Below are 12,907 nucleotides of genomic sequence, written 5' to 3' on the forward strand. Positions count from 1 at the left end.
GAAAGCCGCGGAGAGAGGAACGCGGACGAAACGAAGCTCAGTGCCGGCCGGGTTTCCGGTGGCTATCCCAAGTTTGATAGACGGCGCGATGCAGCTTTGCCAACAGGGTTTTTCATCTTCTCGTCTCCAAGGCCTTAATGTTGCACTGCAAAATGACTTCCTCCGCCACGATCCGCATCGCGTTGTTCCAGCCTGAAATTGCAGGGAATGTCGGCACGATCTTGCGGTTGGCGGCATGCATGGGGGTGGCCGTAGACCTTATCGAACCTATGGGTTTTCCCTGGGGCGATCGCGCCCGCAAACGCGCCGCGATGGACTATGCGCCCGAGACGGTCCGCCACGCCGACTGGGACGCCTTCGAAGCGCGGGTGCCCGGCCGTCTGGTGCTGTTCACCACCCGTGGCGGCACCCGTCTGCCGGAGGCCCGCTTCGAAGCGGGCGACACGCTGCTGTTCGGCGCCGAGAGCAGCGGCGTGCCCGATTTCGTCCACGCCCGCGCGGATGCCGGAGTACGGATTCCGCTCCGGCCGGAGCTGCGCTCCTTGAACCTCGCCGTTGCCACGGGCATCGGGCTGGCCGAAGCACTACGCCAGACGGAAGGATTCCCGGAATGATCGAGCTCGACGAACAGCAGCAGCGGGCGCGCGCCTGGTTCGAGGGCCTGCGCGATTCGATCTGCGGCGAATTCGAGGCGATCGAGCGCGAGGCCGGCTCCGACGCGACGTTCGACTATCTCGCCTGGGAACGCAGCGACGCGAGTGGCGCCCCCGGCGGCGGCGGCGTGCGCGGGGTGATGAAGGGCCGGGTGTTCGAGAAGGTGGGCGTCAACGTCTCCACCGTCGGCGGTGCGTTCGAGGGCGATTTCGCCAAGACCATCCACGGCGCGGGCGAGGATCCCAGCTTCTTCGCCACCGGCATCAGCCTGGTCGCACATATGGCCAACCCGCATGTTCCCGCCGTGCACATGAACACGCGGTTCCTGACGACCACCAAGCGCTGGTTCGGCGGCGGCGCCGATCTCAACCCGCCCTTGCCCTATGCCGAGGACACTGCCGACTTCCACGCCCGGCTGCAGGCCGCCTGCGACGCGCACGATCCGGCCTATTATCCCCGCTTCAAGGCCTGGGCGGACGAGTATTTCTACATCCCCCACCGCCAGGTGCATCGCGGCGTCGGCGGCATCTTCTACGATCACCTGGAAGGCGATTGGGAGGCGGATTTCGCCTTCACCCAGGATGTCGGCCGCGCGTTCCTCGACGTCTATCCCAAGCTGGTGCGGCGGCGGATGCACCAGCCGTTCGACGCGGCCGATCGCCAGCGCCAGCTCGAATGGCGCGGCCGCTATGCCGAGTTCAACCTGATCTACGATCGCGGCACGCTGTTCGGCCTCAAGACCGGCGGCAATGTCGATGCGATCCTGATGAGCCTGCCGCCGATGGCCGCCTGGAGCTGACCCCATGGGCCTGTTGCCCGTCGCCGACGATCACCTCGCCACCATCGTCACCGCCCTGGAAATGCGGGAGAGACCCAAGCCCCGGCCGCAGCCGCCCGCACCCTTCCGGCTGGTCCACTGGCCCGCGCCGGACAGCGACAAATATCGCGCGCTGTTCCGCCGGGTGGGCGGGCCGTGGCTCTGGTATTCGCGGCTGGTGATGGACGAGGCACGGCTGCGCGGCATTCTGGAGGATCCGCAGGTGCTCGTTCACGCCGTCACCGATCGCGCCGGCGTCGAGCTCGGCATGCTCGAACTCGACTTCCGCACGCCCGCTACCTGCGAACTTTCCTATTTCGGGCTGGTGCCGGAAATCACCGGCAAGGGCCATGGCGACTGGCTGATGGGGCAAGCGCTCGCCTTTGCCTGGCGAAAGGACGTCACGCGGGTGGGCGTGCACACCTGCACGCTGGACCATCCCGCCGCGCTGCGCTTCTACCGCCATCACGGCTTCGTGCCGGTCAAGCGCACGATCGAGACCTTTCCCGATCCGCGCCTGCTCGGCGTGCTACCGGCGGAAGCGGCGCCTCACATTCCCCTGCTCGGCTCGGTCGCGCGATAGGCGGCGACGCGGAGGATCACCAGCGCGGTCCAAACCACCGCGCCGATCGCCGACAGCAGCAGATAGCCCAAAAATTCCGGCACCACGCCGCCGCCCAGCGCCGTCGCGATCAGACCGGTGACGATGCTCGCCACCGCCATCGCGCCGATGCCGCCGGCGAACACCATCGCCGCGACGAGCAGGAACAGCAGCCAGGTCATCCCGCCGCTGCGCAGCCAGCCCTGCTTGAACGCCTCGATCAGCCCAGCCCCGGGTCGCGCCGCGTAGGCGGGGGCGACAAGCCAGGTCCGCGCGAACAGGAACAGGCCCGGCGCGATGAACAGCGAGAAGCCGAGCTGGAAGCCCAGGCTTACCGCCACCTCGATCGCCAGGAAGGGGAACAGCCGCCGCAGCGTCTCCCCCAGCACCTGCCCCAGGGTCTGACCGCCGCCACGCAGATACAGGTTGAACAGCGCGAAGATGCCGTAGTCGACCGCCAGATAGGCCAGCATCAGCGGCACGACATTGGCTTCGACGAACTTGCGGTAGAAGGCGAGCAGCGCCGCCTGATCGGACAGCGATTCGATCTGCGGCGCCCCCTGCGCCAGCAGCAGCAGGAGGCCGAGGCTGGGCAGCAGGAAGAACATCCCGGCGACCGGCAGCACCAGCGTGCGCTCGCGCTGCCACAGGATTTTGGCGTCGGCGAACAGGCCGGCGAGGCGCAGCGTCATGCCCGCCACACCGAATCGGCGGTCGTCAGCGCGGCATAGAGCCGTCCCTGAAAGGCGGCCAGCAGCACCATCACGATCGCCTGCACGCAACTGGTCGCGATCGTGGTCAGCACGAAGGCGGTGGTCACGCCCTGCCCCCCGCCGGCCAGCAGCGTGAAGACCGAGCCGAACACGGCCTGCGCGGCGAGCTGCGCGATTCCGCCGATCATGCCGAACAGCAGCAGCATGCCGAAGATCCGCCAGCCATGCTTGCGGGTAAGCACCCAGGAGCGGCGGATCGCGCCGAACAGCGCGTCTTCGCGCAGCACCACCGGGCTGACCAGGATCAGCCGGGTGAAGGCGAACAGCGCCACCGGCAGCAGCAGCAGCACATACAGCGCGACTAGGCTCGAGGTCCGGGGATCGACGACGACGGCACCCGCCCGCCCCGCCGCGATCGCCGCCAGGTCATAGCCGCCCGCCGCGAGGATCACCGCCACCGGCAGCATCGCCAGCGCCGCCGCCAGCCCCAGGACGATCGAGACGAGGATCGCTGCCGGCAACCGCCGCAGCGCCAGTCGCCCCGCGCCCGCAAAGCGCTCCTCGCCGGTCGCCAGCGCGATGACGGCAAGCGATCCCCAGATCGAGGGCAGCGACAGCAGCAGCACCAGCGCGCCCAGCCCCCAACGGGCACCACTGCCTGCGGTCAGGGCCAGCGCCTGCGCGCAGTTGCCGGCCACGCCCGGCACGACGAATGCCGCCAGCGCGATCGGCAGCAGCACGCCGAGCCGCTCTCCGGCGAAGGCGGCGGTCCGATCCCAGACGATACCCATTTTTGCCATGCGGCGAAGTCCTTGCGTGAGGGGCCCCGGGTGTTAGCCGGGGGGCGCCGCCTTGCCAATGCTTGCCTTGCGGCCCGGAAGGGCGCAATCGGCGGCGATCATGCACGATACCATCGAATGGCGGGTCGAGCCCCGACCGATCGACTATGCCGAAGCCCATGCCGCGATGGAGGCGCGCGCCGCCGCCGTGACCGCGCGCACCGCCCGGGAACTGGTCTGGCTGCTCGAGCATCCACCCGTCTACACCGCCGGCACCAGCGCCGATCCCGCCGAGATGCTCGACCAGCGCTTTCCCGTGCACCGCACCGGGCGCGGCGGGCGCTATACCTATCACGGCCCGGGCCAGCGGATCGGCTATGTCGTGCTGGACCTGCGCGACCGGCTGCGCGACGTCCGCAACTATGTCCATGCGATCGAAGGCTGGGTGATCGCGGCACTGGGCGAATGCGGCATCGAGGCGTTCCGCGCGCCCGGCCGCATCGGCATCTGGACGCTCGATCGTGGCGTCGAGGCCAAGATCGGCGCGATCGGCGTGCGAATCCGCCAATGGGTGACGCTACACGGCTTCGCGATCAACCTCGATCCCGATCTGACCCACTTTACCGGCATCGTGCCCTGCGGAATTGCGGAATTTCCGGTCACCAGCGCTGCCGCCCTGGGCAAGCCGATTGCGACGGACCGCTTCGATGCCGCCCTCCAGGCCACATTTTTGCCATTTTTGGACGGTCTGGATCGCGCGGGATAAATTCGAGTCTTGAGGGTGTCCCCCGAACCGTCTAATGTCCAGCACGGTTTGGGTATTAACGGCGTACAAGCGTCGTCCAAATCCATTATCTAGGGAGCTATTACATGCGTGCAGTCCTTTCGAAGATCGTTGCTGGTTCGATGATCGCCGGTGCGGCCCTCCTGGCCTCGGCGTGCACCAACAACGAGACCACCAGCGTCAACAACACCACCGAAGTCGTGGCTCCGGAAAACACCACCGACGCTTCGGTCACCAACGTTGACGTCGCCGCTCCGGTCGACAACGGCATGATGGCCGACAACGGTGCGATGAACGCTTCGAACGCGATGTAATCATCGCGCTTCGGCGTGAACTACGAAAGGGCCGTCCGGGCGACCGGGCGGCCCTTCTCGTTTCCGCCGCCCCCACGCCTTCCCGCACGGCACGGATCGTCGCGTTTGGAAAAAAGGGGCTTGGGCGACGAATCGAAACGCCCTAACGAACATTCCTCATAGCGGTATCAAGAGGATGGGATGCTCGGTCGGCGTATCACTTTGGGCATGGCTGCCCTCGCGGCATTGTGCGTTTCGGCGCCTGCTTCGGCGCAATTCTTCTTCAAGCCGGTGGATCTCTCGGCGCCGCCGGTCACCGGCAACGAGCCCGGCATGATTGCCCAGGCGATGCCTGGGGCTTCCCCCGCCGAGCTGCGCGCGGCGCTGGTCTGGAGCCTGCGCGCCGCGCTCAACGTTGCTGCATTGCAATGCAAGTTCGAGCCGACACTCCTCGCCGATGACAACTATGTCGCGGCTCGCAAAGATCATGATGACGAGTTCAATAAAGCATACGGTACGCTTGAGAAATATTTCCTAAAAACCGCGAAGACCAAGAAGGCCGCACAGAACGCGCTCGACGTGTTCTCGACCCGCGTCTATTCGAGCTTTTCCACCGTCTCCGGACAGCTGTCTTTCTGCCAGACGGCGGCCTCAATCGGCCAGGACGTGGTGTACGCACCGCGTGGAACGGTGGGCGACGTGGCGATGCGCCGCATGCGTGAGCTGCGCGAGAGCCTGAAGGCCTGGGGCGAGCAGCATTTCCGCACCCGCCGGACCAATTTCGTGTGGCCGGTGCTGCGCCCGCTCCCGCAGTTCGGCGAGGAGAAGTGCTGGCGCAAGGGCGAATATCAGCCGCGCAAGTGTGGATCCTTGGGCTAAATCAACAAAGGGGTGGCGGAAACGCCGCCCCTTTTCCTTATCAGCGCAGGCCCAGCAACTTGTGGGTCTGCAGCGTCAGCCGCCAGCGCGGGCGCTCCATCGCCACCGCGATCGCCGCACGCATATTGGCTTCGGCCTCGGCACTGTCCATCGGCTGGATCAGAAAATGGGCGAAGTCCCAGCCCTCGATCGCATCGATATCGGTTCCCGGCTGCGGCCAGACCAGCTTGAGCTCGTCACCGCGTCGCTGCACCACCATGCTCCCCGCCTTGGGGCTGATGCACACCCAGTCGATGCCGGGATGCACCGCCAGCGTGCCGTTGCTCTCGATCGCGATGCGGAAGCCGCGGGCATGGAGCGCCTCGACCAGCGCATCGTCGATCTGGAGCATCGGCTCCCCGCCGGTGAGCACGACGAAGCGCTGGTCCTCGCCGGCACCCCAATGGCCCTCCACCGCCGCCGCCAGCGCCGCGGCATCGGCAAACCGACCGCCGCCCAGTCCGTCGATCCCGACGAAATCGGTATCGCAGAAGCGGCATACCGCCGTCGCCCGATCCTCCTCGCGGCCCGACCACAGGTTGCAGCCGGCGAAACGGACGAACACCGCCCGCGCACCGGCATTGACCCCCTCCCCCTGCAGGGTGAGGAACATCTCCTTGACGGCGTAGCTCATGGGTGGACGGCGTAGCGGGTCGGATCGGGCAGCCCGGCTTCCTCGAACCCGCGCGACCGCAGCCGGCAGCTGTCGCAGAGCCCGCAGTGGAGCCCTTCGGGGGTCGGATCGTAGCAGGACCAGCTGAGCCCAGCATCGAGCCCCAGCCGCGCCGCCTCGCGGACGATATCGGCCTTGCTCATGTTCTGAAGCGGCGCCTGGATGCGGAAGGGCTGGCCCTCTACGCCCGCCTTGGTGGCGAGTTCGGCGAGCTTCTCGAACCCGGCGATGAACTCCGGGCGGCAATCGGGATAGCCCGAATAATCGAGCGCATTGACGCCTATATACAGGTCGCGCGCACCCGCCGCCTCGGCCCAGCCAAGCGCGAGACTCAGGAAGATGGTGTTGCGCGCCGGCACATAGGTGACCGGAATGTCGCTGCCGACGCCGGTCTTGGGCACATCGATATCCGCGGTGAGCGCCGACCCGCCGAACGCGCGCAAATCGAGCGGCAGCACGACGTGGCGCTCGGCGCCGAGCAGCGCGGCGATCTTGGCGGCGGCGTCCAGCTCGACCTTGTGGCGCTGGTTATAGTCGATCGACAGCGCCAGCAGGCGGTGGCCGTCCTCACGGGCACGCGCGGCGGAGACCATGGAATCGAGTCCGCCCGAAACCAGGGCGATGGCAATGCTTTGAGTCATCGGCGGCATGTAGGCGCTCAGGCCGGCAAAAAAATGGCCGCCCCCGAAGGGACGGCCGGAAAGGATAGAAATGGGAAAACCAAACCAGGGAGAGACACCTCCCTGGCACCCCATCCTTGTACGACCGAAGGGTTAACGAATGGTAACCGGCGGGTTCAGGAACATTCGCCAACGCGCTTCGCGTCATAGGTCTCCGAAAAGGGCTGGCCGTCGATCACGCCCTGCATCTCCACCGTCACCTGGCGCGGCGTATCGACAGTGAGGCGGGTGAGCATGGTGCCGTGCCCGGTGCAGGTGGTGCGTACCGTCGCGCGGCTGGAGGCGCTTTCCATCAGCACATGCTGGCACGGCGTGGTCACGCGCTCGGGCCGCAGGATCTGATAGGGATCGCGAAGGCAGATGCTGCGCTCGCCGCCCTCGGTGTCGCGCACGGCCCATTTGCCCTTCTGGACGATGTTGAGCGCGGGCACGTCCACCGCCCGGTGCGCCGCCGGACGCGGCTGTTGCTGCGCCGCCGCGCCCGCCGTCACCAGTCCCAGGCCCGCGACCGCCGCGAAAAGCACCCACGCCACTCGTTTGCTCACCCGTTCAAACTCCACTGTCGGCGGCGGCACCGCTCCCACGGCCCGTACACCTAGCCTCATATCATGGGAGCATTACGGCTTTACAACGACGGCGGAACGAAATCGGCAAGCGCGACCGGGAACTGCTTGGAGCAGAAGGCGCAATCGACCTTGATCACGCCGCCCTCGTCGGCCATCGCCGCGCGCTCTTCCTCCGGGAACTTGGCGAGCACCTGCTGGATATATTCGGCCCCGCAGCGGCAGCCGCGCGACAGATCATGCCCGGCGAGCATGCGCACCTCGCTCTCCTCGTTGAACAGCCGCCACACCAGCCCTTCCAGCGGGATCGCCGCATCGGCCAGCTCGTCGGCACCCATCGTGCCGCCCAGCGCCTCGACATGCTGCCATTCCGGATGGTCGAGCCGCACGTGCAGCCGCTCGCGCCCCACCTCGCCCTCGGGCAGATGCTGGAGAAACAGGCCGCCAGCGATCACCTTGCCGGTCGTCTTGTCCTTGTGCACGCCCAGCCGCACCAGCGTCGGGATCTGTTCCGACTGGAGGAAGTAGCTCTGCGCCGCCTCGGCGATCGAAGCGCCCTCCAGCGGCACGATGCCCTGATAGCGTTCGTTGGTGAGCGCCTGGTCGAAAGTCACCGCCAGATAGCCGCCGTTGAACAGCGCGCTGAGCGACGGGTTCTTGCCGAGCTGGCTCAGCCGCTTGGCATCGAACTGCACATAGCCGCGCAGCTCGCCATTCTTGTAGTCGCACACCATCAGGCTGACGATGCCGCGCTGGGTCTGCGCCTGGAGCGTCATCTGCCCCTCGGCATCCTTGAGTGTGCTGCCGAGCAGCGCGGTGAGGGTCAGCGCCTCCGCCAGCAGCTTCTCGATCGGCGCGGGATAGGCATGCGCCGAGAGGATCTCGTTCAGCACCGGCCCCAGCCGCGCGACGCGGCCGCGGACATGGCGCTGGGGAATGGCGAAGCCGGTCACGCGATCGAGATCGGCGGCGGGAACGGGGTGAGTCACGTCAAATCTCCGGCATTCGCTTGCGGCCGCGAGAAGTCGGGGGACTCCGCGCGTTCGGACGAACGCATTGTCTGGGTTCGGGTGCGTAGATAGGGGCTTGCGGGCGGGAAACAATGTGGGGGCTCTGCGGCAGCGTGCGACAGCCCGTCCCTTATCGGCCAGCCTGCGCAGCCTTCACAAGCGCGCCGCCGATGCCGCGCGCGCCAAGGCCGACGACGACTTCAAGAACGAGGCCCGCAGCGCAAGTCCGCGAGCGCAAGTGCGCACTGCGCCGCAAGGCCCCCGAGCATCGCGACGAGGATCTTCGGGAAGGCGGCGACCGGCGGTCGGCGGAACAGCCGCTGGCCTCGGTCGAGCAGGCGGTCGGCGCGCTGCCGATGGCCGATATCGCCGCGGTCAGCGCACTGGCTGGGATCTCAAGCCCTTCCCGCCTTTGGTACTGCACCTCCCCCCCCTCGACGGGGGAGGATAGCGAAGCTTGCCGCTTCAGCGGCTAGCATAGCTTGGAGAGGGTGAGCGGTTGCGCAGCACCCGCGCGATTTGCGGAACGCACATCGCCCCCTCTCCCTCCCCACCCTTGCGGGGGAGGGAGAGAACATCAAATCTGCCCGAAGCACCAGCGCAGTACCGACTTCTGCGCGTGCAGCCGGTTCTCCGCCTCGGGCCAGATCAGCGATTGCGGGCCGTCGATCACAGCGTCGGTCACTTCCTCGCCGCGGTGGGCTGGCAGGCAGTGGAGGAACTTCGCGTCGGGCTTGGCGGCGGTCATCAGCGCCTCGTCGACCTGGAAGGGCATCATCGCCGCGAGCTTGGTCTCGGCATGCGCCTGGCCCATCGAGATCCAGGTATCGGTGACGATGATGTCGGCGCCTTCCACCGCCTCGCGTGCGGTGCCGACCACGCGGGCGCGGCCCTTGCCCTTGGCCACCTCGGCATCGCTCGGCTGATAGCCTTGCGGGCAGGCGGCGACGACGTCGAACTGCATCAGCCCGCCCGCTTCCATGATCGAGGCGAGCACATTGTTGCCGTCGCCCAGCCAGGCGACCTTGAGGCCGGGCAGCGCCTTGCCGCTTTCGAGGATGGTCAGCAGGTCGGCCATGATCTGGCAGGGATGCGAGGCATCGGTGAGGCCGTTGATCACCGGCACGCTGGCATATTTGGCCATGTCGATCACCTTCTGGTGATCGTCGGTGCGGATCATGATCGCGTCGACATAGCCCGAGAGCACGCGCGCGGTATCGGCGATGCTCTCGCCGCGGCCGAGCTGCATCGAGCCGGCGTCCATCACGATGCTGGTGCCGCCGAGCTGGCGGATCGCCATGTCGAACGAGACGCGGGTGCGCGTGCTGTTCTTCTCGAAGATCATCGCCAGCACATGGCCGGCGAGCGGGGCATCGGCGTCGGGCTTGCCCTTGGGCCAGCCGGCACGAGCCTGCTTGCGGGCCATCGCGTCGTTGAGCATCGCCGCGATCGCGTCGGGGCCGGCATCGGTGAGATCGATAAAGTGGCGGGTCATTACATCCTCCCCGGCACGGGGAGGGGGACCGCGACGCGGAGCGTCGGGGTGGAGGGGCCCCTCCACCAGCGACGCCCCTTGCGGAGCCCCCCCTCCACCATGCTTCGCATGGTCCCCCTCCCCGTCCCGGGGAGGATCGGTTCAGTCCTCAGGCCGCAGCCGCCGGTGCGAAGCTGCGCGCACCCGCGCTCAGCTTGTCGACCGCCTCGGCGATGTGGCTCTCGTCGATCACCAGCGGCGGCAGCACGCGGAACACATTCTCGCCCGCCGCCACGGTCAGCAGCCCGTGATGGTCGCGCAGATGGGCGACGAAGTCGCGGCTCACCACCGTGTCCTTCATCTTGATGCCGAGCATCAGGCCCTTGCCGCGAATCTCCTCGAACAGGTGATCATGGTTGGGGAGCAGCTGCTCGAACGCCTGGCGGAGACGCTCGCCCATGCGGGTGACATGCTCGAGGAAGCCGGGTTCCTCCATCACATCGAGCACCGCCATGCCTGCTGCCATCGCCAGCGGATTGCCGCCATAGGTGGAGCCATGCGTGCCGGCGACCATGCCCTTGGCCGCTTCCGCGGTGGCGAGGCAGGCGCCGAGCGGGAAGCCCGCGCCGATGCCCTTGGCCGAGGTCATGATGTCGGGCGTGATGCCGTAATGCTCATAGGCCCACATCTTGCCGGTACGGCCATAGCCGCACTGGATCTCGTCGAGGATCAGCAGCAGGCCGTGCTCGTCGCAGGCCTTGCGCAGGCCCTGGATGAACTCGGGCGTGCCGGCGGTCATGCCACCCTCGCCCTGGATCGTCTCGACCAGGAAGCCCGCGGTCTCGTCGTCGATCTTGGCGATCGCACCTTCGAGATCGTTGAACGGAACATAGTCGAAGCCCGGCAGCAGCGGCTCGAACCCGTCGCGCATCTTGCCCTGGTCGGTCGCCGAGATCGCCCCCAGCGAACGGCCGTGAAAGGCGTTCTTGAAGGTGATCAGCTTGTGCCGCTGCGGATTGCCATTGGCATAATGATAGCGGCGCGCGACCTTGATCGCGCACTCGATCGCCTCGACGCCCGAATTGGTGAAGAACACCGTGTCGGCGAAGCTGTGCTTCAGGATGCGTGTCGCCAGCGCCTCGCCCTGCGGGGAGCCGTAGAGATTCGACACATGCATCAGCGTGGCGGCCTGGTCGGCGATCGCCTGCACCAGATGCGGGTGGCCATGGCCCAGCGCGTTGACGGCGATACCGGCGGCGAAATCGAGATAGCGTTCCCCTCGTTCCCCGATCAGGTAGCAGCCCTCGCCTCGCACCGGCCGCACACCGCACCGCGGGTAGACGGGCATGAGCGGGGTGATGGTCATGGGAACGATACTCCTTACGAGAAAAAGAGGTGGGAAACTCCAGAAACGCAAAAGGGCGACCTATCCGGGCCGCCCTCTCGCATAATTAGAGCCGCTTGGGCCCGCAGGTCAACCTGTCTCTAGTGCGGGCGTGCGGCGCTGTGATTCCATTGCCGCGCAACGCCGCGCGAGCGGCCGTAATCGGCGGTGCACGCCATGTACCAGGGATAGAATTGCAGCGGTTTGGCCTGGGCGTCGATCGCCTGCCATGCGGCGCAGCTCTTGCCGTTGAACACATGGTCGTCCGGTGCCTGCCCGCCAGGGATGCCGGCGTTGCTGAGATAAGCCATGTCCAGCCCGCCCCGGGCGATGCCGAGTTCCTCCACCTGCGCAGCGGAGAAGCGATAAACCTGCGTCTCCATCAGGTCGACGGCGCGCAGCGCGGCGGTGACCGCCGACCAGCGCTGCGTCGGCTGGCCGGTGCCGCTCCACGGCCCCACCGCCATCGTGGTGTTGACCAGCAGCGTCACCTGCGCACGCCCGTCGTCACCGGCGCCCCGCAGCGCCGCCGTCACCGGCTCCAGGAACATGCCGAAGCGCGCGCCGCCGTCCATGTACATCTCCGTGCTGCGCGCGGTCTGCAGCGTGATCGGCGGGACGCCCGGCGGCACCGAGGAGGAGGCGAGCATCGCATCGACATAGCAGCCCTGCAGCCGCGCCAGCTCGGTCGGCGAATCGGTGGCGAGCGTGCGTGCGGCCAGCTCGGTCATGTCGATGCCATAGCCTTCGCCGTCGTCGAGGTTGCTCACGCCCACGAACAGCTGGCGCTTCTGGTCCCGCCATTCGCGGCCCACCGCCTGCAGCGTGCCGATGGTCATGATCTTCAGCAGCCGCGCGCGCAGCGGCGCGAAGCTCGCGGTCGATCCCTTCAGCACCACGCCCAGCGCCGCGCCGCCGCTGCGCTTGCGCAGCAGATCGGCCTCGCTCGCGATCGAATAGGCGAGCACCAGATCGCCGACGTTCGAGCTGCCCGGCTTCACCACCAGCCCGGTAGCGCCCTCCTTGCCGGACATCGGACCGTCGACCCAGCCATAGTCGGTGCGATCCGCCGGTACGGGCTGGTTGGCGAGGAACAGCAGCGTGCTCTGGAGCGAGCCGGTGCTGACGCCGGTGACAATGTCCCAGCTGGGCAGCGTGCCCATGCCGTAGAAGAAGCCCGCGCCGAACGCGCCGTGCTGGCCGCCGCCGCTCAACGCCAGGAACTGGTCGACCGGGGCTTCGGCGCGGCTCGCCTGCGCGGCCCCCAGCAGCGTCACCCGCCGGGCGCGGCGCTCGCGCAGCATCTCGCCCAGCCTTGCGCTCGCCGCATCGCCTGCCTGCGCGCCGGCGGCGCCGAGCGCGTCGAGTCGGAGTGGGGCCTGCCGCCAGCGCGGGCTGACGGTGAGCGGGACGACCTGATAGTTGCACCCGAGGATCGGCTTGGGACGCGGCTGACTACAACCGGCCAGGAACAGCCCGGCCGCGACCAGCAGCCCGAACGAATCGAGAAAACGCATGTGATGCCCCCACGACAGCCTGATTCCGCCCCCGCGGAACCTTCGGC

Annotated in this window: 15 protein-coding genes; 6 read left to right on the plus strand and 9 right to left on the minus strand. The window is 67.5% G+C overall.

From position 1 onward, the window contains the following. The first annotated feature begins 170 nt into the window (after window positions 1-170). Genes S2M10_RS04290 through S2M10_RS04300 form a run of 3 tightly spaced genes read left to right on the plus strand, consistent with a single transcriptional unit; the run spans window position 171 to window position 2,054 of the window. On the plus strand, window positions 171-614 hold the full coding sequence (locus S2M10_RS04290; RefSeq protein WP_348770532.1) for a tRNA (cytidine(34)-2'-O)-methyltransferase: 444 nt from the start codon (window positions 171-173) through the stop codon (window positions 612-614). Next, the gene (hemF, locus tag S2M10_RS04295; RefSeq protein WP_168845007.1) at window positions 611-1,453 is read left to right on the plus strand and encodes an oxygen-dependent coproporphyrinogen oxidase; all 843 of its coding nucleotides are present in this window, start codon (window positions 611-613) and stop codon (window positions 1,451-1,453) included. Before S2M10_RS04290 ends, hemF begins: the two co-directional genes overlap by 4 nt. A 4-nt stretch (window positions 1,454-1,457) precedes the next feature. Continuing rightward, window positions 1,458-2,054, plus strand: coding sequence for a GNAT family N-acetyltransferase (locus tag S2M10_RS04300; protein ID WP_168845008.1), 597 nt, complete (start codon window positions 1,458-1,460; stop codon window positions 2,052-2,054). Here S2M10_RS04300 and S2M10_RS04305 read toward each other — a convergent pair. Together S2M10_RS04305 and S2M10_RS04310 are read right to left on the minus strand one after the other, a co-directional pair. Beyond that, the gene (locus S2M10_RS04305; RefSeq protein ID WP_168845009.1) at window positions 2,021-2,764 is read right to left on the minus strand and encodes a hypothetical protein; all 744 of its coding nucleotides are present in this window, start codon (window positions 2,762-2,764) and stop codon (window positions 2,021-2,023) included. The genes S2M10_RS04300 and S2M10_RS04305 overlap by 34 nt on opposite strands. Next, window positions 2,761-3,585 (minus strand): glycerophosphoryl diester phosphodiesterase membrane domain-containing protein, encoded by an 825-nt coding sequence (locus S2M10_RS04310; protein ID WP_168845010.1) that lies wholly within the window; start codon window positions 3,583-3,585, stop codon window positions 2,761-2,763. Before S2M10_RS04310 ends, S2M10_RS04305 begins: the two co-directional genes overlap by 4 nt. A 100-nt stretch (window positions 3,586-3,685) precedes the next feature. On the opposite strand from S2M10_RS04310, the gene lipB reads away from it, so the two are divergent. The 3 genes from lipB to S2M10_RS04325 all read left to right on the plus strand — a co-directional run bounded on the left by lipB (window position 3,686) and on the right by S2M10_RS04325 (window position 5,520). After that, window positions 3,686-4,330, plus strand: coding sequence for a lipoyl(octanoyl) transferase LipB (gene lipB / locus S2M10_RS04315; RefSeq protein ID WP_168845011.1), 645 nt, complete (start codon window positions 3,686-3,688; stop codon window positions 4,328-4,330). Between the two features lie 104 nt (window positions 4,331-4,434). Continuing rightward, complete coding sequence (locus tag S2M10_RS04320; protein ID WP_168845012.1) at window positions 4,435-4,662, plus strand: hypothetical protein; 228 nt, start codon at window positions 4,435-4,437, stop codon at window positions 4,660-4,662. Between the two features lie 207 nt (window positions 4,663-4,869). Continuing rightward, complete coding sequence (locus S2M10_RS04325; protein WP_247650604.1) at window positions 4,870-5,520, plus strand: hypothetical protein; 651 nt, start codon at window positions 4,870-4,872, stop codon at window positions 5,518-5,520. Between the two features lie 40 nt (window positions 5,521-5,560). Here S2M10_RS04325 and queE read toward each other — a convergent pair whose 3' ends face one another. The 7 genes from queE to S2M10_RS04360 all read right to left on the minus strand — a co-directional run bounded on the left by queE (window position 5,561) and on the right by S2M10_RS04360 (window position 12,860). Further along, window positions 5,561-6,193 (minus strand): 7-carboxy-7-deazaguanine synthase, encoded by a 633-nt coding sequence (gene queE, locus S2M10_RS04330; protein ID WP_168845014.1) that lies wholly within the window; start codon window positions 6,191-6,193, stop codon window positions 5,561-5,563. Then, entirely contained in the window at window positions 6,190-6,882 is a 693-nt protein-coding gene (gene queC / locus S2M10_RS04335) for a 7-cyano-7-deazaguanine synthase QueC (RefSeq protein WP_168845015.1), read from the minus strand. The genes queE and queC overlap by 4 nt, the downstream gene beginning before the upstream one ends. A gap of 146 nt (window positions 6,883-7,028) precedes the next feature. Beyond that, a complete protein-coding gene (locus S2M10_RS04340) occupies window positions 7,029-7,457 on the minus strand; it encodes a hypothetical protein (RefSeq protein ID WP_348770528.1) in 429 nt (142 codons plus the stop codon). 80 nt (window positions 7,458-7,537) lie between these two features. Further along, the gene (locus S2M10_RS04345; RefSeq protein WP_168845016.1) at window positions 7,538-8,464 is read right to left on the minus strand and encodes an Hsp33 family molecular chaperone HslO; all 927 of its coding nucleotides are present in this window, start codon (window positions 8,462-8,464) and stop codon (window positions 7,538-7,540) included. 598 nt (window positions 8,465-9,062) lie between these two features. Further along, window positions 9,063-9,980 carry an ornithine carbamoyltransferase gene (argF, locus tag S2M10_RS04350; RefSeq protein WP_168845017.1) on the minus strand — a complete coding sequence of 306 codons (918 nt, stop codon included), beginning with the start codon at window positions 9,978-9,980 and terminating at the stop codon, window positions 9,063-9,065. A gap of 148 nt (window positions 9,981-10,128) precedes the next feature. After that, window positions 10,129-11,325, minus strand: coding sequence for an aspartate aminotransferase family protein (locus S2M10_RS04355; RefSeq protein ID WP_168845018.1), 1,197 nt, complete (start codon window positions 11,323-11,325; stop codon window positions 10,129-10,131). A 119-nt stretch (window positions 11,326-11,444) separates the two neighbouring features. Further along, a complete protein-coding gene (locus S2M10_RS04360; protein ID WP_168845019.1) occupies window positions 11,445-12,860 on the minus strand; it encodes a patatin-like phospholipase family protein in 1,416 nt (471 codons plus the stop codon). Window positions 12,861-12,907 lie beyond the last annotated feature (47 nt).

Origin of the sequence: Sphingomonas sp. S2M10, assembly GCF_012650175.1 — a bacterium.
Lineage (GTDB): Bacteria > Pseudomonadota > Alphaproteobacteria > Sphingomonadales > Sphingomonadaceae > Sphingomonas.